The following is a 21,284-nucleotide window of genomic DNA, read 5'->3' on the forward strand; positions in this document are numbered from 1 at the left end:
CGGCGGCAGGACCGGGTCACCCCGGCCGCCGCGGTGCCCGGCGTCCGCCCCGAGGACCGGCCCGCCGCCGAGGACGACGGCGGCTCACCGGCCGTCCCACGCGTCGGGCCCGTCCCCGGCACCGTGAGCCCGCCCCGGCTGCCCCGGCGCCGCGCCCAGGAGCACCTCGTCCCCCAGCTGCGCGGCGGCCCCGTACCCCGACCGGAGTCCGAGCAGCCCGGTGGCCACGATCCCGGCCTGATGGCCGCCTTCCAGCGGGGAATCGGTCTCGCCGAGGGCCAGTCGGGCACCCGCCCGGACCCCGGACCGCCCCCGGAGCCCGCGTCCCCGACGGCTCGGCACCCCGCCGACGTTCCGCCCGTGGACCCCACGCGCACAGCCGAGGCGCGCGCCGGCCACGCGGAGGGGGCGTTTGAGGCGCCGCGCGCCCGGTACGACCGCGCCGCGCCGGGCCCCGGGCACACGACCCCGACCGTTGGGCACGACGGGAGCGCACCGGCCGGATGACCACCCTCCGCACCACCCCGGGTACCGGTCCCACCCCCGGTACCAGCCCCCGCCCCACGCTCAGCTCCGCCCCGAGCGCTCCCGCTGACCTTCGTATCCCAAGGAGTCGATCCACCATGGCGAGCGACGCGCCGACCGGCCGTGTCTCCGACCTCGACTGGCTGATGAGCGGCCTCGTGCAGCGCGTACCGCACACCACCAGCGCCGTTCTGCTGTCCAGCGACGGGCTCGTGAAGTCCGTCCACGGACTCGACCCGGACAGCGCCGACCACATGGCCGCCCTGGCCTCCGGCCTGTACTCACTCGGCCGCAGCGCCGGAGTCCGCTTCGGCGACGGCGGTGACGTGCGCCAGGTCGTCGTCGAACTCGACTCGACGCTCCTGTTCGTCACCACCGCCGGCTCCGGCACCTGCCTCGCCGTGCTCGCCGGCCGCGAGGCCGACGCCGCGGTCCTCGGCTACGAGATGGCGATGCTGGTCAAGAGCGTCCGCCCCTACCTCGTCACCGCACCCCGGCAGCACGCAGGGGAACCCACGGTGATGAGGCCTTGAGCGTGGCGGCGGCCGGCGACGGACCCTGGCTCGACGACGCGGCCGGGCGACTGGTGCGGCCCTTCACCGTCAGCAACGGCCGCACCCGGCCCACCGTCCCGCTCGACCTGATGTCGCAGCTGATGGTCACCGGTGCCACCCCCTTCGGCTACCTCGGCCCCGAGCACGCGCAGGCGCTGGAACTGTGCCGGGTACCGAGGCCGGTGGCCGAGGTGGCCGCCCATCTCGAGCTGCCGGCAGCGGTGACCAAGGTGCTGCTGTCGGACCTCGTCGACTGCGGAGCCCTGACCACCAAGCCCCCCGCGTTCCACGACCACCCCACTGACCGGGCCCTTCTGGAGGCAGTGCTCGATGGACTACGACGACAGCTCTGAGACGGCCTACACCGACGACGGCGACCCCTTCCCGACCGCGCTGAAGATCCTCGTGGCCGGCGGCTTCGGGGTCGGCAAGACCACCTTCGTCGGCGCCGTGAGCGAGATCGCGCCGCTCAGCACGGAGGAGCTGCTGACCACGGTCAGTGCCGCGACCGACAAACTCGACGGCATCGAGAACAAGGTCGAGACGACCGTCGCCATGGACTTCGGCCGCATCACCCTCGATCCGGAGCACGTGCTGTACCTGTTCGGCACACCCGGCCAGGAACGCTTCTGGTTCATGTGGGACGAGCTGTGCGAAGGAGCGCTCGGTGCCGTCGTCCTCGCCGACACCCGGCGACTGGAGGAATGCTTCGCCGCCGTCGACTTCTTCGAGGAGCGCGGCCTCGGGTTCATCGTCGCGATCAACGAGTTCGACGGGTCCCACCGCTACGACCCCGAGGAGGTGCGCGCCGCGATCGACCTGGACCCGGGGATTCCCGTGGTGCGCTGCGACGCCCGGATCTCCGCGTCCGGGGTGCAGACCCTGCTCACCCTTGTCCGGCACCTCATCGCCCACGCCCCCGCCACGCCCGCGCCCAGCCGCGGCGCCCACATGTGATGCCCGCCCACCAGTCACGGAGCCCGTACATGCGCCACGCCCACCAGCCCGGAGCACCGGCATGAGCTACGACCCACCGCGCCCGGCCGGTCGGCTGCTGCTCACCCCGGAGGACCGGGACGTCCCCGCCCGGCTGGCCCGACTGCACGCACTCGGCCTGGGCCGGCGATCCGATCCGGCCCTGGACGCCTTCGCGCATCACCTCGCCGACCTCACCCGGGCGCCGTACGCCATGGTCAACTTCCCCCACGACAGCGGGCAGTTCTTCGCGGGTCTGCGGACACCGCCCCCGGTGCCGCCGCCGCCCGGCGGGACGCCCCGCCCCTCACTCGGCCGCACCCTGCCGCGGGACCACGGCTACTGCCCGCACGTCGTCGTTCGCCGCCGGGCCCTCGCCCTGGAGGACGTCCGCGACTACCCCCGCTTCGCCGGCAACCCCGTCGTCGACGACTTCGGCATCCGCTCCTACCTCGGCGCCCCGCTGATCGACAGCACCGGCACCGTCCTCGGCACGGTGAGCGTGGCGGACACCACTCCCCGGCCCTGGGGCAGGGAGGGCCTGGAGGCGATCAAGGTGTCGGCCGCGGACCTCGTCGCACGGCTGGAGCGCAGCGCGGCCGACGGCCTGCCACCGTGAACGGCCCCGCCGGGTGACGACGCGGGCGTGACCGCCCTTCCCCGGGGGCTGCTGCCCGGCGCGCCCCCGACCGGGCCGCGCCGACCGCGTCCGTTCAGGTCGGATGGTGTGAAGGAAAGCTGAGGCGGCGCTTAAGAAAACCTCGATGGACCGCGGCGCCCGACGTGCGGCAGATTGCTGCACGATTCCACTTCCCCTCCCGGGCACGGGACCCATCGGCATGCCGCCCCCGGGAACGCACCAACAGGAGCCGTAGCGTTGAAGGCGCTGGTCAAGCAGAAGGCGGAACCCGGGCTGTGGCTCGCGGACGTCCCGGAGCCCGCCGTCGGGCCGGGCGAGGTCCTCATCAAGGTGTTGCGCACCGGCATCTGCGGCACCGACCTGCACATCCGGTCCTGGGACGGCTGGGCCCGGCAGGCGATCCGCACCCCCCTCGTCGTCGGGCACGAGTTCGTCGGCGAGGTCGTCGGCACCGGCCGCGACGTCACCGACATCAGGGCCGGTGACCTGGTCAGCGGCGAGGGCCACCTGGTGTGCGGCAAGTGCCGCAACTGCCTGGCCGGGCGCCGCCACCTGTGCCGGGCCACCGTCGGCCTCGGCGTCGGCCGCGACGGGGCGTTCGCCGAGTACGTCTCCCTGCCCTCCTCCAACGTCTGGGTGCACCGGGTGCCGGTGGACCTCGACGTGGCGGCGATCTTCGACCCGTTCGGCAACGCCGTGCACACCGCGCTCTCCTTCCCGCTCGTCGGCGAGGACGTGCTGATCACCGGCGCCGGTCCGATCGGCCTGATGGCCGCCGCCGTCACCCGGCACGCCGGGGCCCGCAACGTCGTCATCACCGACGTCAGCGAGGAGCGGCTGGACCTGGCCCGCAAGGTCGGCGTGAGCCTGGCACTGGACGTGACGCGCACGCCCATCGCCCACGGGCAGCGCGAACTGGGCCTGCGCGAGGGCTTCGACATCGGCCTGGAGATGTCCGGCAGGCCCGAGGCGATGCGCGACATGATCGCCAACATGACGCACGGTGGCCGGATCGCGATGCTCGGCCTGCCGGCCCAGGAGTTCCCCGTCGACTGGTCGCGGATCGTCACCTCGATGATCACCATCAAGGGCATCTACGGCCGTGAGATGTACGAGACCTGGTACGCGATGACCGTCCTTCTCGAAGGCGGCCTCGACCTCGCCCCCGTGATCACCGGCCGGTACGGCTACCGCGACTTCGAGGCGGCGTTCGCCGACGCGGCCAGCGGCAAGGGCGGCAAGGTCATCCTCGACTGGACCGCGTGAGTCCACCGCGTACGCCACCAGCACTCCAAGGAGCTGTCCCATGTTCGACTCCGTGCGCGACGACCTGAGCGCCGCCCTCGACGAGATCCGCGCCGCCGGCCTGCACAAGCCCGAGCGGGTGATCGGCACCCCGCAGTCCGCGACCGTCGAGGTCACCGCCGGCGGTCGCCCCGGCGAGGTCCTCAACTTCTGCGCCAACAACTACCTCGGCCTCGCCGACCACCCCGAGGTGGTCGCCGCGGCCCACCAGGCCCTGGACCGCTGGGGCTACGGCATGGCGTCCGTGCGCTTCATCTGCGGCACCCAGGAGGTGCACAAGGAACTGGAGGCGCGGCTGTCGGCGTTCCTCGGCCAGGAGGACACGATCCTGTACTCCTCCTGCTTCGACGCCAACGGCGGTGTCTTCGAGACGCTGCTCGGCGAGGAGGACGCGGTCATCTCCGACGCCCTCAACCACGCCTCCATCATCGACGGCATCCGCCTGTCGAAGGCCCGCCGCTTCCGCTACGCCAACCGGGACCTCGCGGACCTGGAGGCGAAGCTGAAAGAGGCGTCCGGTGCGCGACGCCGCCTGATCGTCACCGACGGTGTCTTCTCCATGGACGGCTACGTGGCACCCCTGCGGGAGATCTGCGACCTCGCCGACCGCTACGACGCGATGGTCATGGTCGACGACTCGCACGCCGTCGGTTTCGTCGGCCCCAGCGGCCGCGGCACGCCCGAGCTGCACGGCGTCATGGACCGCGTCGACATCATCACCGGCACCCTCGGCAAGGCGCTCGGCGGCGCCTCGGGCGGCTACGTCGCCGCTCGCGCCGAGATCGTCGCCCTGCTGCGCCAGCGCTCCAGGCCGTACCTGTTCTCCAACACACTCGCCCCGGTGATCGCCGCCGCCTCCCTGAAGGTCCTCGACCTGCTGGAGTCCGCCGACGACCTCAGGGTGGGCCTTGCGGAGAACACCGCGCTGTTCCGCCGCCGGATGACCGAGGAGGGCTTCGACGTGCTCCCCGGCGACCACGCCATCGCCCCGGTGATGATCGGCGACGCGGCCCGTGCGGGCCGCATGGCGGAACTGCTGCTGGAACGCGGCGTGTACGTGATCGGCTTCTCCTACCCCGTCGTCCCGCAGGGGCAGGCCCGCATCCGCGTCCAGCTGTCCGCCGCGCACTCCACGGCCGACGTCGACCGGGCCGTGGACGCCTTCGTGGCGGCGCGGGCGGAGCTGGGGGACTGAAGCGCTCGGGCGCCTTGAGATAATCGGTCCGATGATCGAGGCGCGGCGGCTCCACATCCTCCGTGCGGTGGCCGACCACCGCACGGTGACCGCGGCTGCCGCCGCGCTGTACCTCACCCCCTCGGCGGTCTCCCAGCAGCTGACCGCCCTGGAACAGGAGACCGGCCACCGCCTGGTCGAGCGCGGCGCCAAGGGTGTACGGCTCACCCCGGCCGGCGAGATCCTGCTCGGCCACACCAACGCCGTCCTCGCCCAGCTGGAGCGGGCCGAGGCGGAGCTGGCCGCCTACGGCTCCGGCCAGGCCGGCACCGTCACCGTCGCCGCCTTCGCCACCGGCATCGCCCTGGTCGTCGCCCCGGCGCTGGCGCGCCTGGCCGCCACGGCACCCGGTATCCGCATCCGCGTCCAGGACGCCGAGGGCGACGCCAGTCTGCCGATGGTGCTGGACCGGCAGGTCGACGTCGCCGTCGCGGTCGAGTACCGCGGGGCGCCGCCCGCCGACGACCCGCGCCTGACCCACCTCCCCCTGTACGCCGAGCCGTTCGACGCGGTCGTCCCGCTGCACCACCGGCTCGCCGACGCGGGCGAGGTCCCGATCGCCGACCTGGCCAAGGACCCGTGGATCGGGCCCTACCCCGGCAACCCCTGCCACGAGGTGGTCGTGCTGGCCTGCGAGAACGCCGGCTTCCAGCCCCGCCTGGAGCACTCCTCCGACGACTTCCGCGCCGTCGTCGCCCTCGCCTCGGCCGACGCGGGCGTCGCCCTCGTCCCGCGCTCCGCCCTGCGCGGCATGGACCTGTCCGGCGTGGTGGTCCGCCCCGTCGACGGCGTGGCGCCGACCCGGCGCGTCTTCGCGGCGGTGCGCCGCGGCGCCGAGGAGCATCCGCTGATCCGCCCGGTGCTCGACGCCCTGGAGGAGGCCGCGCGGGCGTGAGGCGGGCGTAACACGGTCGTCTCATATCCGGGATATCGTCCCGCACATGAGTAGCGATTCCGTCCCGCCCGGTCAGGGACCCCCCGCCCGCGAGCCCGACCCCGTCGACGCCCGCCTCGCCGCCCGACTCGCCGAGCTGCGGACCCGGCACGGCTGGTCCCTGGACGAGCTGGCCGAGCGCAGCGGGGTGAGCCGGTCCACGCTGTCCCGGGCCGAGCGCTCCGAGACCAGCCCCACCGCCGCGGTCCTCAACCGGCTGTGCCACGTCTACGGCCGGACCATGTCCCAGCTGCTCAGCGAGGTCGAGGCGAAGCCCACCCCGGTGGTGAGGACGGCCGAGCAGCCGGTGTGGCAGGACCGCGCCGGCGGTTTCGTACGGCGATCGGTGTCGCCGCCGCACGCGGGGCTGCGTGGCGAGCTGGTGGAGGGCCGCCTCGCCGCGGGCGCCGACCTGGCCTACGACCGACCGCCCGTGGCCGGTCTGGAGCAGCACATCTGGGTGCTGGAGGGCGCACTGGAGGTCACGGAGCAGCAGGCGGCGCACCTGCTGGAGGCCGGCGACTGCCTACGGATGCGGGTGTGGGGGCCCACGAGGTTCCGCAGCGCTGCCGGCACCGAGGCGCGGTACCTGCTGGCGGTGGTGCGGCCGTGATCGTGCAGCGGCTCGACGGGACACGGCTGCGGGAGTGCGCCGGACCGCTCGCGGACCTGCTGGCCGACACCGTGGCCGACGGCGCCTCGGTCGGCTTCCTGGCGCCGCTCGACCGTGGCGCGGCGCTGGCGTGGTGGCAGGAGCGTGCCGCAGCGGTCGCCGCGGGCCGGCTCGCCGTGTGGGCGGCGCGGGACGGCGGCGAGGTCGTCGGCACCGTCGGCCTCGCCTTCGCCGGCAAGCCGAACAGCCGCCACCGGGCCGAACTGGTGAAGCTCATGGTCCGTCCGGGAGCCCGCGGACGGGGGCTGGGCCGCACCCTGCTGGCCACCGCCGAGGAAGCGGCGGCCGACGCCGGAGTCACCCTGCTGCACCTGGACACCGAGACCGGCAGCCCGGCCGAGCGCCTGTACCGCGGCGCAGGCTGGACCCGTGCGGGAGTGATCCCCGACTACGCGGCCGACCCGGGCGGCGTGCTGCGGCCCACGACGCTCTACTACAAGGCGATCGTGCCAGCGGCCCGCCGGCAGCCGGAGGCCCCCGGTACGCGGGCCCGTCAGTAATGGAGAAGCGTCGGCCGCGGCACCGCCGCTAGCGTGACCGGAGGAGTCACCGAGCTGCGATCCGACGCGACAGGGAGAGACGATGAGCAGGGCCACGAGGCCGGACACACAGGCGCCGGAACCGCACGCCGCCGACGGTCACGATCTGATCCGCGTGCACGGCGCCCGTGAGAACAACCTCAAGGACGTCGACGTCGAGATCCCCAAGCGCAGGCTGACCGTCTTCACCGGGGTCTCCGGCTCGGGCAAGAGCTCGCTGGTGTTCGACACGATCGCCGCGGAGTCCCAGCGGCTCATCAACGAGACCTACAGCGCCTTCGTGCAGGGCTTCATGCCGAACCTGGCCCGGCCCGAGGTCGACGTCCTCGACGGACTCACCACCGCGATCATCGTCGACCAGCAGCGGATGGGGGCCGACCCCCGCTCCACGGTCGGCACCGCCACCGACGCCAACGCCATGCTGCGGATCCTCTTCAGCCGCCTCGGCACGCCGCGCATCGGCCCGCCCGGCGCGTTCTCCTTCAACGTCGCGTCCGTCAGCGCCAGCGGCGGTTTCACGGTCGACCGGGGCGCCGAGAAGACCCGCACGGAAAGGGTCGCCTTCAGCCGCACCGGCGGCATGTGCACCCACTGCGAGGGCCGGGGCACGGTCTCCGACATCGACCTCACCCAGCTGTACGACGACTCCAGGTCGCTCGCCGAGGACCCGTTCACCATTCCCGGCTACACCGGCGACGGCTGGGTGGTGCGGGTCATCAGGGAGTCGGGCTTCTTCGACCCGGCCAAGCCGATCCGCGCGTACACCAGGAAGGAACGGCACGACTTCCTGCACCGGGAGCCGACCAAGGTGAAGATCAACGGCGTCAACCTCACCTACGAGGGGCTGATCCCCAAGATCCAGAAGTCGTTCCTGGCCAAGGACCGGGAGGCGATGCAGCCGCACATCCGGGCCTTCGTGGACCGGGCCGTCACCTTCACCGCCTGCCCCGAGTGCGACGGCACCCGGCTCAGCGAGGCGGCCCGATCCTCGCGGATCGACGGCGTCAACATCGCCGACGCCTGCGCCATGGAGATCAGGGACCTGGCCGCATGGGTGCGCGGCCTCGACGGCCCCTCGGTGGCGCCGCTGCTCACCGCGCTCCAGCGGACCCTCGACTCGTTCGTGGAGATCGGCCTCGGCTACCTGGCCCTCGACCGGCCCTCCGGCACGCTGTCCGGCGGTGAGGCGCAGCGCGTGAAGATGATCCGCCATCTCGGCTCCTCCCTCACCGACGTCACCTACGTCTTCGACGAGCCCACCACCGGCCTGCACCCCCATGACATCCAGCGCATGAACGACCTGCTGCTGCGACTGCGGGACAAGGGCAACACCGTACTCGTGGTGGAGCACAAGCCGGAGGTCGTCGCGATCGCCGACCACGTCGTCGACCTCGGCCCCGGCGCCGGCTCGGCGGGCGGTACCGTCTGCTTCGAGGGCACCGTCGAGGGTCTGCGGACCAGCGGCACCGTCACCGGCCGCCACCTCGACGACCGGGCGGCGGTCAGGAAGACCGTCCGCAAGCCCACCGGCACCCTGGCGGTGCGCGGCGCGGACACCCACAACCTGCGCGACGTCGACGTCGACATCCCGCTCGGGGTGCTGACCGTCGTCACCGGCGTCGCCGGATCCGGCAAGAGCTCCCTCGTGCACGGGTCGATCCCCGCCGATGCGGGAGTGGTGACGATCGACCAGACCCCGATCCGCGGCTCCCGGCGGAGCAACCCGGCCACGTACACCGGACTCCTCGACCCGATCCGCAAGGCCTTCGCCAAGGCCAACGGCGTCAAGCCGGCGCTGTTCAGCGCCAATTCCGAGGGCGCCTGCCCCACCTGCAACGGCGCCGGCGTCGTCTACACCGACCTGGCGATGATGGCGGGCGTCGCCACCCCGTGCGAGGACTGCGAGGGCAGGCGGTTCCAGGCGTCGGTGCTGGAGTACCGCTTCGGCGGCCGGGACATCGGCGAGGTGCTCGGCATGCCGGTGTCCGAGGCGGAGGTGTTCTTCGCCGCCGGCGAGGCCCGCGTCCCCGCGGCCCACAGGATCCTCCGGCGGATGGCCGACGTCGGCCTGGGCTATCTCAGCCTCGGCCAGCCGCTCACCACCCTCTCCGGCGGCGAGCGGCAGCGGCTGAAGCTGGCCACGCGGATGGGCGACGACGCCGGCGTCTACGTCCTCGACGAGCCGACCACCGGCCTGCACCTCGCCGACGTCGAGCAGCTGCTGGGCCTGCTGGACCGGCTCGTGGACTCCGGCAGGTCGGTCATCGTCGTCGAGCACCACCAGGCGGTCATGGCACACGCCGACTGGATCATCGACCTCGGCCCCGGCGCCGGCCACGACGGCGGCCGGATCGTCTTCGAGGGGACGCCCGCCGACCTGGTCGCCGACCGCTCCACGCTCACCGGCCGGCACCTCGCGGAGTACGTCGGCGCCTGACGGGCCGGGGCGCTGAACGGCGGGCCGGGCGCATGTCAGTGGCATTGGCTACGGTGCGGAGCATGCCCGATGCCGAAGACGTACGCCGTATCGCCCTGTCCCTGCCCGACACGACCGAGAAGACGGCTTGGAGCATGCCCACGTTCCGGGTGGCGGGGAAGATGTTCGCGACCCTGCCCGAGGACGAGACCTCCCTGGCCGTGCGCTGCCCCAGGGAGGAGCGCGACGAACTGGTCCTCGCCGAGCCGGAGAAGTTCTGGATCGCCGGCCACGAGGCGCAGTTCGCCTGGGTCAGGGCCCGCCTTGCCGCCCTGGAGGACGAGGAGGAGCTGCGCGACATCCTCGCCGACTCCTGGCGGCAGGCCGCCCCCTCCCGGCTCCAGGAGGCCCATCCGGCCCTGGGACGCCCGGCGGACTGACCGTCCCGAGCGGTGGCGGCGGGCGCCGGCGCCCGGGGCGCCCCCGAAGATCCCGGAGAGCCGGGGACACAGCTGAATGCCAGTGCCCTCTGGCATGATCCGACTTCGGCGCCGGCAGCCGGAGCGGAGGGGGCTCCGGCTGCCGGCGCCGAAGACGCGACACCCCCGGAACCGGTGCGGGCCGGAGCCGCGGCGGCGCACGGGGGGCGGACGGCCCGTCCGGCCCGTCCGCCCCCGCCTCCCGCCGTGCGTGCCGGAGAAGGCGCGCGCGGCCACCCACCCGAGTGCGGTATGGTTCTCGTGCACGTTCGGCCGGGGAATCCCCAGGTCAGACGGGCAACGGGACGTGGCGCAGCTTGGTAGCGCACTTGACTGGGGGTCAAGGGGTCGCAGGTTCAAATCCTGTCGTCCCGACTTGTGAAGGTCGCAGGTCAGGGGCCGTTTCAGAGTGATCTGAGACGGCCCCTTGATCGTTCCTGGGGACCGGTTGGTGACCAGCTTGCCGTGACCGGTCAGTGGGCGACCACGATCGGGCTCGGCAAGGACCTCGGGCCCCGCTACGCGGACATGCGGGCGGATGTGAGTACCGCTCAGCCCCACGTCATCTCGCCGGTGGCGACCTTGGCGCCCAGGTCCAGGGCAACCGGCGGGCCCAGGTCCGGGCAGCGCTCCAGGGGCGCCGCGACGTCGTCGACCTCACCGAGGTCACCCTCCATGACGGCCCCGCCGCCTCTCAGCGTCCGGACGCCTGGGAGCCGGACGGCCGCCGGCGCGGCTTCGAAGCCATGCGCCCTTCCTCGACGCCGTCCGCACGGTGGGACCCTTGACGCCACCGATGCCCTGATCAGCCACGCATGGTGCGAGCAGGTCATCGCGAGCCTCCAGGCCCTCTGACGCCCTGCCTTGCTGTGCCACGGCAAGCGGCACAGCCGGCCGGACTGCTGACCGGCCCCGCGGGCCGTCAGGAGATCGCCGGTTCCGGCCGCTTTGGGCCACCGGCGAGGGCGGGCCGGACACCGGGACCGCGCTGCCCCGTCGCCTCAGGCGTCCGCGGCCTGGAGGAACTCCCGGATCGCGTGGTTGAATTGCCCGGGATTCTCCCAGAACGCGAAGTGACTGCCGCGCTCGTCCAGGATGCGCAGCACCGCCCCCGGGACGGCGTCGGCCACGGTCCGCGCGGCGGCGAGGGGGATGACGCTCTCCTTGCCGCCCATCACCAGCGTCGGCACCGTGATCCGCGGCAGCACGTCCCGCCAGTCCTGCACCACGTTGTCCAGCAGCAGCCGGCCCGCGTACTCCCTCGGCAGCAACAGGTTGCGGCCGGCGACCCACTCCCGGTCCGCCGCGGGGGCGGACGGGCTCCACATCCCGGAGAGGAACTCCACGGTCATCGCGGTGGCGTCCGCGTCCGGGTCCCGTAGCCCGGCGACCACACCGGCGATCTCGTCCAGGTCGTAGAGCGCGCCCAGCCGGTCGGCGAGACCCTCCGGCCAGAAGGGCTGCCGGATCAGCGCCGGCGGCTCGTCGAACAGCACCAGCCGTCCCAGCCGGTCGCCGTCGAACAGATCCCAGTAGGACCACGCCACCGCGCACCCCATGGAGTGGCACACCAGTGTGATGTCGTCGAGGCCGAGGGCGAGGACCAGTTGCCGTAGATCCGCCGCGAGCCGGGCGATCCGGTAGCCGTGCTCCGGCCGGGCCGAGTCGCCGTGTCCCCGGTGGTCCAGTGCGATCACGTGCCGGGTGCGGGAGAACTCGGCGATCTGGTGCCGCCACTGCGCCGCCGTCTGCGACCACCCCGGCACCAGGAGCATGGCGGGACCGCTGCCCGCTTCCAGACAGTGCAGTCGTACCCCGTCGTCCGTCGTGACGGAGCCGCTGCGTACGTCTCCGGCGGCGCCGCTCCCGGCCTTCGTCGCTCCGCCCATCGCCCGTCCTCCCGCCCGCCGCGGCACGACCCGCGCGCTACCCGTTCCCGGGCGGGCCCCGGGGCGCGCGGCGGTGGTACGCCCCGTTCGCTCTTGATGTACCGGGCCGGGACCGGCGTGTCCCGGCAGCGTGCGGCTGCTTCACCCGATCGGCGGTGCGGGCGGGAGGCGCCGCGGCGCCTCCCGGCGTGGGTGAGGGGAGGTGGTGGGGCCGGGGGGAGGGCTGCCGGCGTGGACGGGCGGGGCGGGGGCGCACACGGGGAGGCGCTCCGCGCGCGACCCGCCTCGTGCCGTGGAACCCCCGTTCCCGCCGGACCGGGACGGCCGCCCGCGTCGTGTCGGCGGTACAACGGCGTCGCCTCGCGGTACGTATGCGGAGCATGTGCGGTGCGTGACCGGTCATCCGCGTGTCCCGGGCACGACATCAAACTTGTATCGTTTGTTTCCTTGAATCATTCGTGTTTTTGAGGGTAGGTTCAGCGGTATGACCGCATCCCAGCCTGCGACCACGGCCGAGCAGCTGCGCGGTGCCGGCCTGCGGGTCACGGCCGCCCGTGTCGCGCTGCTCGAAACCGTCCGGGAGGGCGACCACCTCGGCGTCGAGGCGATCGCCTCCGGGGTGCGCACGCGTGTCGGCCACATCTCCCTGCAAGCGGTGTACGACGCCCTCCACGCCCTCGCCGCGGCGGGGCTCGTGCGCCGCATCGAGCCGCCCGGCAGTCCCGCGCGGTTCGAGGGACGCGTCGGCGACAACCACCACCACCTCGTGTGCAGGTCGTGCGGTGCCGTCGTCGACGTCGACTGTGCGGTCGGGCACGCACCGTGCCTGACCGCGTCCGACGACCGGGGCTTCGCGATCGACGAGGCCGAGGTCATCTACTGGGGTGTGTGCCCCGACTGTTCCACTGCCAGCACTTCCTGAGTACCTAGATCCACCTAGTCCGGAAGGAATCCCATGGCTGAGAACCCCGATGCGATCGTCACCGACGCCAAGAGCGAGGGTGAGGGCGGCTGCCCGGTCGCGCACGGGCGTGCCCTGCACCCCACTCAGGGCGGCGGCAACCGCCAGTGGTGGCCCGAACGGCTCAACCTGAAGATCCTGGCGAAGAACCCGCCTGCGGCCAACCCGCTCGGTGAGCAGTTCGACTACGCCGAGGCGTTCAGCAGCCTCGACCTTCCGGCCGTGAAACGGGACATCGCCGAGGCGCTGACCACCTCGCAGGACTGGTGGCCCGCCGACTTCGGCCACTACGGTCCGCTGATCATCCGCATGGCCTGGCACAGCGCCGGCACCTACCGCATCAGCGACGGCCGCGGCGGCGCCGGTGCCGGCCAGCAGCGGTTCGCCCCGCTGAACAGCTGGCCGGACAACGCCAACCTGGACAAGGCACGCCGCCTGCTGTGGCCGGTGAAGCAGAAGTACGGCCGGAGCCTGTCCTGGGCCGACCTGATGATCCTCGCCGGCAACGTGGCGCTGGAGACGATGGGCTTCGAGACCTTCGGCTTCGGCGGCGGACGCGAGGACGTCTGGGAGCCGGAGGAGGACGTCTACTGGGGACCCGAGACCACCTGGCTCGACGACCGGCGCTACACCGGCGACCGCGAGCTGGAGAACCCGCTCGGTGCCGTCCAGATGGGCCTGATCTACGTCAACCCGGAAGGCCCCAACGGCAACCCGGACCCGATCGCCGCGGCCCGCGACATCCGTGAGACGTTCCGCCGCATGGCGATGAACGACGAGGAGACCGTCGCCCTGATCGCCGGTGGCCACACCTTCGGCAAGACCCACGGGGCCGGTCCCGCCGACCAGGTGGGCGACGACCCCGAGGCGGCCTCCATGGAGGAGCAGGGCCTCGGCTGGAAGTCCACCTACGGCACCGGCAAGGGCGGCGACGCCATCACCTCCGGCCTGGAGGTCACCTGGACCACCACGCCCACCCGGTGGAGCAACAACTTCTTCGAGAACCTGTTCGGTTACGAGTGGGAGCTGACCGACTCCCCGGCCGGTGCCAAGCAGTGGGTGGCCAAGGACGCCGAGGCCGTCGTCCCCGACGCGCACGACCCGTCGAGGAAGCACCTCCCGACGATGCTCACCACCGACCTGTCGCTCCGCTTCGATCCGATCTACGAGCCGATCTCCCGCCGGTTCTACGAGAACCCGGAGGAGTTCGCGGACGCCTTCGCCCGCGCCTGGTACAAGCTGACCCACCGCGACATGGGCCCGAAGTCGCTGTTCCTCGGCCCGGAGGTGCCGGAGGAGACCCTCCTGTGGCAGGACCCGCTGCCGGAGCGCGAGGGTGAGGTCATCGGCGCCGCGGACATCGCGGCCCTGAAGGCCAGGCTCCTCGACTCGGGGCTGACCGTCGCCGAACTGGTCTCCACCGCCTGGGCGTCGGCCTCCACCTTCCGCGGCAGCGACAAGCGGGGCGGCGCCAACGGCGCCCGCATCCGCCTGGAGCCCCAGCGCACCTGGGAGGTCAACGACCCCGAGCGGCTCGCCCAGGTGCTGCGCACCCTGGAAGGCGTCAAGGCGGAGTTCGACACCGGCGCCAAGAAGGTCTCCCTGGCCGACCTGATCGTGCTCGGCGGCTGCGCCGCCGTCGAGAAGGCCGCCAAGGACGCCGGCTTCGACATCGAGGTGCCCTTCACCCCGGGCCGCGTGGACGCCACCCAGGAGCACACCGACGCGGAGTCCTTCGCCGCGCTGGAGCCGAACGCGGACGGCTTCCGCAACTACCAGGGCAAGGGCAACCGCCTGCCGGCCGAGTACCTGCTGCTCGACCGGGCCAACCTGCTCACCCTGAGCGCGCCCGAGATGACGGTCCTCGTCGGCGGCCTGCGCGCACTGGGCGCCAACCACCAGCAGTCGCAGTCCGGCGTCCTCACCGGCACGCCGGGGACCCTCACCAACGACTTCTTCGTCAACCTGCTCGACCTGGGCACGACGTGGAAGGCGACGAGCGAGGACCAGACCGCGTTCGAGGGCCGGGACGCCGCCACGGGCGAGCTGAAGTGGACCGGCACCCGTGCCGACCTCGTCTTCGGCTCCAACTCCGAGCTGCGTGCCCTCGCCGAGGTCTACGCCGCCGACGACGCGAAGGAGAAGTTCGTCGAGGACTTCGTCGCGGCCTGGGACAAGGTCATGAACCTCGACCGGTTCGACCTGGCCTGATCCCGGCCGTCCCGTGCACCCCGTGCGCGGGACCCCGGCGGGGAGGCCGCCCGTTCGTCCACGAGCGGGCGGCCCTCGTCGTGCGCCGCGGCCCCGCGGCGCAGGGGGTCAGTGCGGCAGACCCAGGTGGGCCAGGGCCTGCCTGAGCAGGAAACCGTGGCCGCCCGGCATCTCGCCCTGCACCGCCGCCGAGGCGGCCTCCTGCGGGCTGAACCAGACCAGGTCCAGGGCGTCCTGCCGGGGCCGGCAGTCCCCGGTCACGGGCACGACGTAGGCGAGGGACACCGCGTGCTGGCGCGGGTCGTGGTACGGAGTGATCCCCGCCGTGGGGAAGTACTCCGCCACGGTGAACGGCTGGAGCGACGCCGGGATGCGGGGCAGTGCCACCGGGCCGAGGTCCTTCTCCAGGTGGCGCAGCAGAGCGTCACGGACCCGCTCGTGGTGCAGGACCCGGCCGGAGACCAGCGTCCGGCTGACCGTTCCCTCCGGCCCCATACGCAGCAGCAGGCCGATGCTGGTGACTTCGCCGCTGTCGTCGACCCGTACGGGAACGGCCTCGACGTACAGGATCGGCATCCGCGCACGCGCCAGCTCCAGGTCGTCGGACGACAGCCAACCGGGCGTGGTTTCGGTCATGTCAGACATTGCTTGATCATACTTTCAGGAGACGGCGGAGAACCGGTAGACCCGGCGGGCGTTCTCCGCTCCCGCCCACCGGGCGATCTGCAGCGCGTCCCGCAAGGCCATCTCGTCGGCGTCGACCAGGTCCTGCAGCAGCCCCGCCAGCCCCCGACGGAATGCCAGGGCGCCGAGCGCGTGGAACTCGGCCGGTCCGCAGGCGTCCGAGCTGTAGAGCAGCTTGCGGAACGGGGCGATCTCCAGTGCCTCGGCCAGGACGGCCCGCGCCCGGGCCGGGCCGACGTGATGGAGCGTCAGCCCGACGTCCAGATGGACCTGCTCGAACACCGCCGCGAGGTAGGCCGCCTGCCGCTGGTAGGGCCAGCAGTGCAGCAGCAGTACGGCAATCGTTCCGGCGGTCAGGCGCAGCCAGTCGGTCAGCAGCGCCGGGTCCGCCCGGTGCAGGCGGAGGTCGGCGTCGCCGAAGCCGGCGTGCAACTGGAGCGGCAGCCCGAGGTCGACGGCCGTCCACAGCAGATGCCGCTCCAGCACCGGATCGGCCAGCCGCGCGCCGCCGTGCGCGAGCCAGCGCCGGGCCGCCGCGGTCACCTCCGCGTCCGTGGGGCGGGCCGGGTCGAGGGCGAAGCCGGTGCGGTAGGCGGCCACCGACTTCACCGCCACCACACCGGGCCGACGTACGGCCGCCTCGGCCGCCGCGCGGAAGGCCTCCGGGTAGGCGTCCGGCTCGACACGCCGCGCGGCGACGGCCTCGGCGACGGTCTCCAGCCGTACGACCTCGTAGGCCACCGCGCCCGCCGCCTCCGCCAGCTGCCCGGGTGGCGTGGCGCCCGCCGGGGCGTAACCGGTGTCGACGCACAGGACGGCGGTGTGCGCGGCCCGCAGGAAACGGCGGTTGACCTCCGCCGCGCCCAGGTCCGCGCGCCGGGCCAGGTACTCCTCGGCGGGCGCGTGCCGTGGCAGGTCCAGCAGGGGCGCGCAGTGCCTGCGGACGGCGAGGCCGAGGGGTGTGTCGAACGGGGACAGACCGCTGCCGGGCCATCGGCCGCCCTCGCCGAGCAGGGCCTCGAATCCGGGGCGGTCCAGGGCGGCCGTCGTCACGCCGTGGCAGTGGTGGTCCACCAGCGGCAGAGCGGCCAGCTCCTCGTGGACGGCGCCACCCATGTCAGTAGGTCCACCGGTAGGCCGCCGCCACCTGATCGTCGTCCAGGCCCTCGACGGCGGTGATCTCGCCCTCCCGCACCGCTGTCACGGCGTCCGCCAGGACCGGCCCGAGCGCCGTGCGCAGCACCTCGTCGCCGCGGAAGGCCGCGACGGACTCGGCCAGCGAGGCCGGCAGCCGCCGGGCACCCAGGGCCGCGGCCTCCTGTTCGGTGAACCGGGCCGGGTCACCGGTCACCTCCTCGGGCAGCGCGGCGCCGCGGGCCAGACCGTCCAGTCCGGAGGCGAGGAGGCAGGCCAGCGCGAGGTAGGGGTTGGCGGCCAGGTCGACCGGCTTCACCTCCACGTTGGCCTGCTGGTCCCGGTGGCCCGCGGTCCCGGCGATCACCCGTACCGCGCACTCGCGGGTCTCCAGGCCCCACGCGGTGAACACGCCGGCCCATCGGGAGGGCCTGAGGCGCAGATAGCTGGACGGGCTCGGCGCGGTCACCGCGGTGAGGGCCGGCAGGCGGGCCAGGAGCCCGGCCGTGAACGACTCCGCCTCGCCCGTCATGCCGTACCGCCGGGTGCCGCCGGAGTGCAGGTTGGCGCCGTCGCGCCAGGCGGACAGATGGACGTGGCCGCCGTTTCCGACGCCGTCGGCGGTGACGGCCGGGGCGAAGGAGACACGCAGCCCGTGCCGCCGGGCCACCGCGCGGACCGTCTGCCGCACCAGCACGCTGCGGTCGGCCGCCGCCACCGGGTCCAGGGCGCCCACGGACAGTTCGAACTGCCCGGCCGCGTACTCGGGATGGAGCTGGTCGACCTCCACGCCCTGGCTGGCGAGCGCGGCCAGCAGGTCGGCGGTGCACTCGCTCACCTCGACCTGCCGGACGGCGCCGTAGGCCGGACCCCTGGTCGCGGGCACGAACACGTCGTCCGGCACGTCGCCGCGCCCGTAGGCCCACTCGATCTCGATGCCCGCCTTGAAGGCGAGGCCGTGGTGCTCGGCGGCCTCGGAGACGATCCTGCGCAGCACGGTGCGGCTGCACCCCGGATGCCGGCGGCCGTCCTGGGTGATCCGGTCGACCGGCGCCCACGCCCAGCCCGGCTGCGCCGACAGGGCCACCAGGGCGTCCAGGTCCGGGTACAGGCGCAGGTCACCGTCGGGGGAACCGAGTTCGCCGGTGGAGACGACGGCGTCGTGGGCGAGGAAGGTGTCGAACACCGGGGACATGCCGACGCCCCAGGCCGCGGCCGAGGCCAGTTTCGCCGTCGGGATCGTCTTCACCCGGCAGATGCCCGCGGTGTCGACGTAGGACAGCACGATCCCGTGCACCCCCCGCCCGGCGAGTTCGCCACCGAGGGCGGTGGCCCGGGCCACGTCCCCGGGGCGTCCGCCGGGCACGGGGTCGGCAAGGGTGGTCATACGTCCTCCTACGTCCTCCTCGACGGGCTGGGCCGGCCCGCCCCATTGTGCCGCCCGGTGATCGGCGTGTCCGGCAGAACCGGGGCCTGGTTCGCCGCCGAGTCGTGCGCCGCGGCACTCGACGGGTTCACCGACGCTCTTCCCGGCGAACCAGGGGTACACGCCGCCCGGACCGCCCGCGCCCGCTCGATGCGCCTCGCGGCCAGGGGCTTCGGCGACCACCTCGACGACCTGGGAATGCTGGACACCGCCGACTGGTCCCTCGCCATGGCCAGCGTCCACCCCGAGGTCGTGCGCCGGGCCCGCCGTCCCGCCCCCTCCGGCAGCGGCGTGCTGCGCACCTTCGTGCGCGTGGCGGTGACCTGCCGCGGGGGCTCTGACGGCGGGATCGCCGCACCTGCGGGCCGGTGCCCCCGGCCCGCAGGTGCGAGGATCGGTGACGGCACGTCCGAAGGGTGCGAGACGAGGGGGACAGCATGGCCGACCCGGCCGCCGTGGCCCGTCTGACGCGGGAACTGACCGCACGGCTGGAGGCGGGGGAGCTGACGGAGTTCTACGAGGACCTGCACCGCCACCCCGAACTGTCGTTCCGTGAGCACCGCACCGCGGCCCGGCTCGCCCAACGGCTCGGGCAGGCCGGCTACGAGGTGACCGAGGGCGTCGCCGGCACCGGCGTCGTCGCGGTGCTGGAGAACGGCCCGGGCCCGGTGGTGTGGCTGCGTGGCGACATGGACGCGCTGCCGTTGCAGGAGGGGACGGGGCTGCCGTACGCCTCCACCGTGCCCGGCGTGATGCACGCCTGCGGGCACGATCTGCACGTCACCTGGCTGGTGGGCGCGGCGGCGGCGCTCGCGGGGGCCCGGGCGGCCTGGTCGGGCACGCTGGTCGTGGTCGGGCAGCCCGCCGAGGAGTCGGGTGGCGGAGCGGCGGCGATGGTGGCCGACGGCCTGCACGTGCGGTTCCCCCGCCCCGACGTCCTGTTCGGCCAGCACGTGGCCCCGGGGCTCGCCGGTTTCTACCCGCACACCCCCGGTCTGACCCTGTCGGCCTCCGACGACATCGACGTGGTCGTGTTCGGCGTCGGCGGCCACGGCTCCCGCCCCGAGTCGACCGTCGACCCGGTCGTGACGGCCGCGTACATCGTCACCCGGCTGCAGACCGTGGTCTCCCGGGAGGTCGCGGCGAAGGAGCAGGCCGTGCTGACCGTCGGGCAGCTCCACGCCGGGACGCGCCACAACGTCATCCCCGACCGGGCGCGGCTCGGGCTGAATCTGCGCACCCAGGACACCCGGACGCGGGAGCGGATCCTCGCCGCGGTCCGGCGCATCGTCGAGGGGGAGTGCCGGGCCGCCGGCTGCCCCGTACCGCCCGAGGTGACGGTGCTGCCGGGGTACCCCAGCACCGTCAACGACGCCGCGCTCGCCACCGGGACCGCCGCCGTCCACCGTGCCCTCTTCGGCGAGCACACCGTCTTCGACTTCGGCCCGGCCATGGGCAGCGAGGACTTCTCCCTGCTCGCGCCGGAGGGGGTGCCGTACGACTACTGGTACGTCACGTCCACCCCGGCGGCCGTGTGGGAGGCGGCGCCCGGCGAGGACCTGGCCGAGAAGATCGACGGCGTACCCGGCAACCACAGTCCGCTGTTCGCCCCCGATCCGTCGGTGGTCCTACCGGGCGTGGGGACCCTCGTCGCGGCGGCGCTGAGCCGGCTGACCTGAGCCGGACCGACCGGAACCGGCCGGCAGCCGACCGGACCTGACGCGGCCCGACCCGGCGCCGGTGACCGGGCCGGGGGAGCAGCCCCTCCTCGCACGCGACGTGCCGCGGCCGCTCCACGCGGCCCCGGGCACCCCGGTGGGCCCGGGACTCAGGGGGCGAGCACGCCGTCCAGGAACCGGATCAGCTCGCCGAAGACCACGTCCCTGTCCGTCTCGTGGAACACCTCGTGCCGGGCGCCGGCATGGATGTGCTCGGTCAGCACGCCTCCGCTCAGCTGCTCCACACCGGGCCGGCTCCCGGCGAGCGGGACCAGCCGGTCGTCGTCCCCGTGCAGCCACAGCAGCGGCAGCCCGCCCACGTCGCCGCCCTTGGCGACCGTCTCCAGCGTGCGCACGAACGCCTCCAGCGTGGGGCGCTTCATCGGGCCGTGCCACACCAGCGGATCGGCCGCGTACGCCGCCCCCACCTCGGGGTCACGGGACAGTGCGGCGGGGTTGATGGGGATGTCGGGGACCTCCCCGTGCGCCTCGGCCTCGGCGAGCAGCCGCCCCGGCGTCTCCCACGCGCCGATCACCGGACCGGACAGCACCAGTGCGGCGAGCCCGTCTCCGTACCGTTGGGCGTGCCGGGCGGCGATCAGACCGCCCATGGAGTGGCCGATCACCACGACCGGGCGGCCCGGATGCGCGGTCCGCGCCAGGGCGGCCACCGCCTGCACGTCGGTGACGACGTCCTCGAAGTCCTCGATCACCACCCGTTCGCCCGCCGATCCGCCGTGCCCGGTGTGATCGGGTCCGTAGACGGCCGCGCCGTTCGCCACCAGGACGTCCGCGAGCTCCCCGTACCGTCCGGCGTGCTCGCCGTAGCCGTGCACCACCAGGGCGACGTACCGGGGCCGCTCGTGCGGCCACTCCCGCACGACGAGTCTGCCGCGGGTTCCCTCCAGCACGTGCTCACGGGTGTCGGCCATGTCTCCTCGTCTCCTCCGGCTGGGTCGGTGAAGCTTCCCGGAGGATCTTCCCAGG

At 73.4% G+C, this 21,284-nt stretch carries 21 protein-coding genes, 1 tRNA gene and 1 pseudogene; 17 read left to right on the forward strand and 6 right to left on the reverse strand.

Annotation, left to right across the window (positions count from 1 at the left end; genetic code table 11):
• The 13 genes and pseudogenes from I3F54_RS22565 to I3F54_RS22625 form a co-directional block, all read left to right on the forward strand.
• Positions 1–507, forward strand: a pseudogene (locus I3F54_RS22565) (ATP-binding protein); the annotation flags it as partial.
• 116 nt (positions 508–623) lie between these two features.
• Positions 624–1,058 carry a roadblock/LC7 domain-containing protein gene (locus I3F54_RS22570; protein WP_240120668.1) on the forward strand — a complete coding sequence of 145 codons (435 nt, stop codon included), beginning with the start codon at positions 624–626 and terminating at the stop codon, positions 1,056–1,058.
• A gap of 2 nt (positions 1,059–1,060) precedes the next feature.
• The gene (locus I3F54_RS22575; protein ID WP_240120732.1) at positions 1,061–1,432 is read left to right on the forward strand and encodes a DUF742 domain-containing protein; all 372 of its coding nucleotides are present in this window, start codon (positions 1,061–1,063) and stop codon (positions 1,430–1,432) included.
• The gene (locus tag I3F54_RS22580) at positions 1,410–2,036 is read left to right on the forward strand and encodes an ATP/GTP-binding protein (RefSeq protein WP_240120669.1); all 627 of its coding nucleotides are present in this window, start codon (positions 1,410–1,412) and stop codon (positions 2,034–2,036) included. Before I3F54_RS22575 ends, I3F54_RS22580 begins: the two co-directional genes overlap by 23 nt.
• A gap of 61 nt (positions 2,037–2,097) precedes the next feature.
• The gene (locus I3F54_RS22585; protein ID WP_240120670.1) at positions 2,098–2,673 is read left to right on the forward strand and encodes a GAF domain-containing protein; all 576 of its coding nucleotides are present in this window, start codon (positions 2,098–2,100) and stop codon (positions 2,671–2,673) included.
• Between the two features lie 258 nt (positions 2,674–2,931).
• A complete protein-coding gene (gene tdh / locus I3F54_RS22590) occupies positions 2,932–3,960 on the forward strand; it encodes an L-threonine 3-dehydrogenase (RefSeq protein ID WP_240120671.1) in 1,029 nt (342 codons plus the stop codon).
• Positions 3,961–4,000: 40 nt separating this feature from the next.
• A complete protein-coding gene (locus I3F54_RS22595) occupies positions 4,001–5,194 on the forward strand; it encodes a glycine C-acetyltransferase (RefSeq protein WP_240120672.1) in 1,194 nt (397 codons plus the stop codon).
• Positions 5,195–5,225: 31 nt separating this feature from the next.
• The gene (locus I3F54_RS22600; RefSeq protein ID WP_240120673.1) at positions 5,226–6,128 is read left to right on the forward strand and encodes a LysR family transcriptional regulator; all 903 of its coding nucleotides are present in this window, start codon (positions 5,226–5,228) and stop codon (positions 6,126–6,128) included.
• Between the two features lie 46 nt (positions 6,129–6,174).
• A complete protein-coding gene (locus I3F54_RS22605; RefSeq protein ID WP_240120674.1) occupies positions 6,175–6,780 on the forward strand; it encodes a helix-turn-helix domain-containing protein in 606 nt (201 codons plus the stop codon).
• Positions 6,777–7,340: a GNAT family N-acetyltransferase gene (locus I3F54_RS22610; RefSeq protein WP_240120675.1), complete on the forward strand. Its 564-nt coding sequence runs from the start codon at positions 6,777–6,779 to the stop codon at positions 7,338–7,340. Before I3F54_RS22605 ends, I3F54_RS22610 begins: the two co-directional genes overlap by 4 nt.
• Before the next feature lie 82 nt (positions 7,341–7,422).
• A complete protein-coding gene (locus I3F54_RS22615) occupies positions 7,423–9,816 on the forward strand; it encodes an excinuclease ABC subunit UvrA (protein ID WP_240120676.1) in 2,394 nt (797 codons plus the stop codon).
• A gap of 62 nt (positions 9,817–9,878) precedes the next feature.
• Entirely contained in the window at positions 9,879–10,235 is a 357-nt protein-coding gene (locus I3F54_RS22620; protein WP_240120677.1) for an MmcQ/YjbR family DNA-binding protein, read from the forward strand.
• A gap of 340 nt (positions 10,236–10,575) precedes the next feature.
• A tRNA-Pro gene (locus tag I3F54_RS22625) sits at positions 10,576–10,649 on the forward strand.
• Positions 10,650–10,825: 176 nt separating this feature from the next.
• Here I3F54_RS22625 and I3F54_RS32160 read toward each other — a convergent pair.
• Together I3F54_RS32160 and I3F54_RS22630 are read right to left on the reverse strand one after the other, a co-directional pair.
• Positions 10,826–10,951: a hypothetical protein gene (locus I3F54_RS32160; RefSeq protein WP_275676652.1), complete on the reverse strand. Its 126-nt coding sequence runs from the start codon at positions 10,949–10,951 to the stop codon at positions 10,826–10,828.
• A 324-nt stretch (positions 10,952–11,275) separates the two neighbouring features.
• Positions 11,276–12,163: an alpha/beta fold hydrolase gene (locus I3F54_RS22630; protein ID WP_240120678.1), complete on the reverse strand. Its 888-nt coding sequence runs from the start codon at positions 12,161–12,163 to the stop codon at positions 11,276–11,278.
• Positions 12,164–12,647: 484 nt separating this feature from the next.
• Between I3F54_RS22630 and I3F54_RS22635 the strand changes: the two genes are divergently transcribed.
• Both I3F54_RS22635 and katG read left to right on the forward strand, forming a co-directional pair.
• On the forward strand, positions 12,648–13,085 hold the full coding sequence (locus I3F54_RS22635; protein WP_240120679.1) for a Fur family transcriptional regulator: 438 nt from the start codon (positions 12,648–12,650) through the stop codon (positions 13,083–13,085).
• 33 nt (positions 13,086–13,118) lie between these two features.
• Positions 13,119–15,335, forward strand: coding sequence for a catalase/peroxidase HPI (katG, locus tag I3F54_RS22640; protein WP_240120680.1), 2,217 nt, complete (start codon positions 13,119–13,121; stop codon positions 15,333–15,335).
• Positions 15,336–15,443: 108 nt separating this feature from the next.
• Here katG and I3F54_RS22645 read toward each other — a convergent pair whose 3' ends face one another.
• Genes I3F54_RS22645 through I3F54_RS22655 form a run of 3 tightly spaced genes read right to left on the reverse strand, consistent with a single transcriptional unit; the run spans position 15,444 to position 18,540 of the window.
• Positions 15,444–15,971: an NUDIX hydrolase family protein gene (locus I3F54_RS22645; protein ID WP_240120733.1), complete on the reverse strand. Its 528-nt coding sequence runs from the start codon at positions 15,969–15,971 to the stop codon at positions 15,444–15,446.
• Positions 15,972–15,995: 24 nt separating this feature from the next.
• Entirely contained in the window at positions 15,996–17,135 is a 1,140-nt protein-coding gene (locus I3F54_RS22650; protein WP_240120681.1) for an amidohydrolase family protein, read from the reverse strand.
• Position 17,136: 1 nt separating this feature from the next.
• A complete protein-coding gene (locus I3F54_RS22655) occupies positions 17,137–18,540 on the reverse strand; it encodes a glutamine synthetase family protein (protein WP_240120682.1) in 1,404 nt (467 codons plus the stop codon).
• Positions 18,541–18,606: 66 nt separating this feature from the next.
• Here I3F54_RS22655 and I3F54_RS32560 point away from each other — a divergent pair, with 66 nt between their 5' ends.
• On the forward strand, positions 18,607–19,047 hold the full coding sequence (locus I3F54_RS32560; protein ID WP_374205952.1) for a hypothetical protein: 441 nt from the start codon (positions 18,607–18,609) through the stop codon (positions 19,045–19,047).
• The gene (locus I3F54_RS22670; RefSeq protein ID WP_240120683.1) at positions 19,017–20,258 is read left to right on the forward strand and encodes an amidohydrolase; all 1,242 of its coding nucleotides are present in this window, start codon (positions 19,017–19,019) and stop codon (positions 20,256–20,258) included. The genes I3F54_RS32560 and I3F54_RS22670 overlap by 31 nt, the downstream gene beginning before the upstream one ends.
• Positions 20,259–20,407: 149 nt before the next feature.
• Here the strand turns inward: I3F54_RS22670 and I3F54_RS22675 are convergent, their stop codons facing one another.
• Complete coding sequence (locus I3F54_RS22675) at positions 20,408–21,229, reverse strand: alpha/beta hydrolase (protein ID WP_240120684.1); 822 nt, start codon at positions 21,227–21,229, stop codon at positions 20,408–20,410.
• Positions 21,230–21,284 lie beyond the last annotated feature (55 nt).

It is taken from the genome of Streptomyces sp. MUM 2J, assembly GCF_022414535.1.
In the GTDB taxonomy this organism is placed as follows: domain Bacteria; phylum Actinomycetota; class Actinomycetes; order Streptomycetales; family Streptomycetaceae; genus Streptomyces.

Bases quoted from the DNA above. Each gene is read 5' to 3' on its own strand.
- I3F54_RS22675 (WP_240120684.1), bottom strand. From the start codon at position 21,229: ATGGCCGACACCCGTGAGCACGTGCTGGAGGGAACCCGCGGCAGACTC.
- I3F54_RS22620 (WP_240120677.1), top strand. From the start codon at position 9,879: ATGCCCGATGCCGAAGACGTACGCCGTATCGCCCTGTCCCTGCCCGAC.
- I3F54_RS22570 (WP_240120668.1), top strand. From the start codon at position 624: ATGGCGAGCGACGCGCCGACCGGCCGTGTCTCCGACCTCGACTGGCTG.
- I3F54_RS32160 (WP_275676652.1), bottom strand. From the start codon at position 10,951: ATGGAGGGTGACCTCGGTGAGGTCGACGACGTCGCGGCGCCCCTGGAG.
- I3F54_RS22615 (WP_240120676.1), top strand. From the start codon at position 7,423: ATGAGCAGGGCCACGAGGCCGGACACACAGGCGCCGGAACCGCACGCC.
- I3F54_RS22655 (WP_240120682.1), bottom strand. From the start codon at position 18,540: ATGACCACCCTTGCCGACCCCGTGCCCGGCGGACGCCCCGGGGACGTG.
- I3F54_RS22600 (WP_240120673.1), top strand. From the start codon at position 5,226: ATGATCGAGGCGCGGCGGCTCCACATCCTCCGTGCGGTGGCCGACCAC.
- I3F54_RS22670 (WP_240120683.1), top strand. From the start codon at position 19,017: ATGGCCGACCCGGCCGCCGTGGCCCGTCTGACGCGGGAACTGACCGCA.
- I3F54_RS22630 (WP_240120678.1), bottom strand. From the start codon at position 12,163: ATGGGCGGAGCGACGAAGGCCGGGAGCGGCGCCGCCGGAGACGTACGC.
- I3F54_RS22580 (WP_240120669.1), top strand. From the start codon at position 1,410: ATGGACTACGACGACAGCTCTGAGACGGCCTACACCGACGACGGCGAC.
- katG (WP_240120680.1), top strand. From the start codon at position 13,119: ATGGCTGAGAACCCCGATGCGATCGTCACCGACGCCAAGAGCGAGGGT.
- I3F54_RS22595 (WP_240120672.1), top strand. From the start codon at position 4,001: ATGTTCGACTCCGTGCGCGACGACCTGAGCGCCGCCCTCGACGAGATC.
- I3F54_RS22645 (WP_240120733.1), bottom strand. From the start codon at position 15,971: ATGACCGAAACCACGCCCGGTTGGCTGTCGTCCGACGACCTGGAGCTG.
- I3F54_RS22605 (WP_240120674.1), top strand. From the start codon at position 6,175: ATGAGTAGCGATTCCGTCCCGCCCGGTCAGGGACCCCCCGCCCGCGAG.
- I3F54_RS22650 (WP_240120681.1), bottom strand. From the start codon at position 17,135: ATGGGTGGCGCCGTCCACGAGGAGCTGGCCGCTCTGCCGCTGGTGGAC.
- I3F54_RS22585 (WP_240120670.1), top strand. From the start codon at position 2,098: ATGAGCTACGACCCACCGCGCCCGGCCGGTCGGCTGCTGCTCACCCCG.
- I3F54_RS22635 (WP_240120679.1), top strand. From the start codon at position 12,648: ATGACCGCATCCCAGCCTGCGACCACGGCCGAGCAGCTGCGCGGTGCC.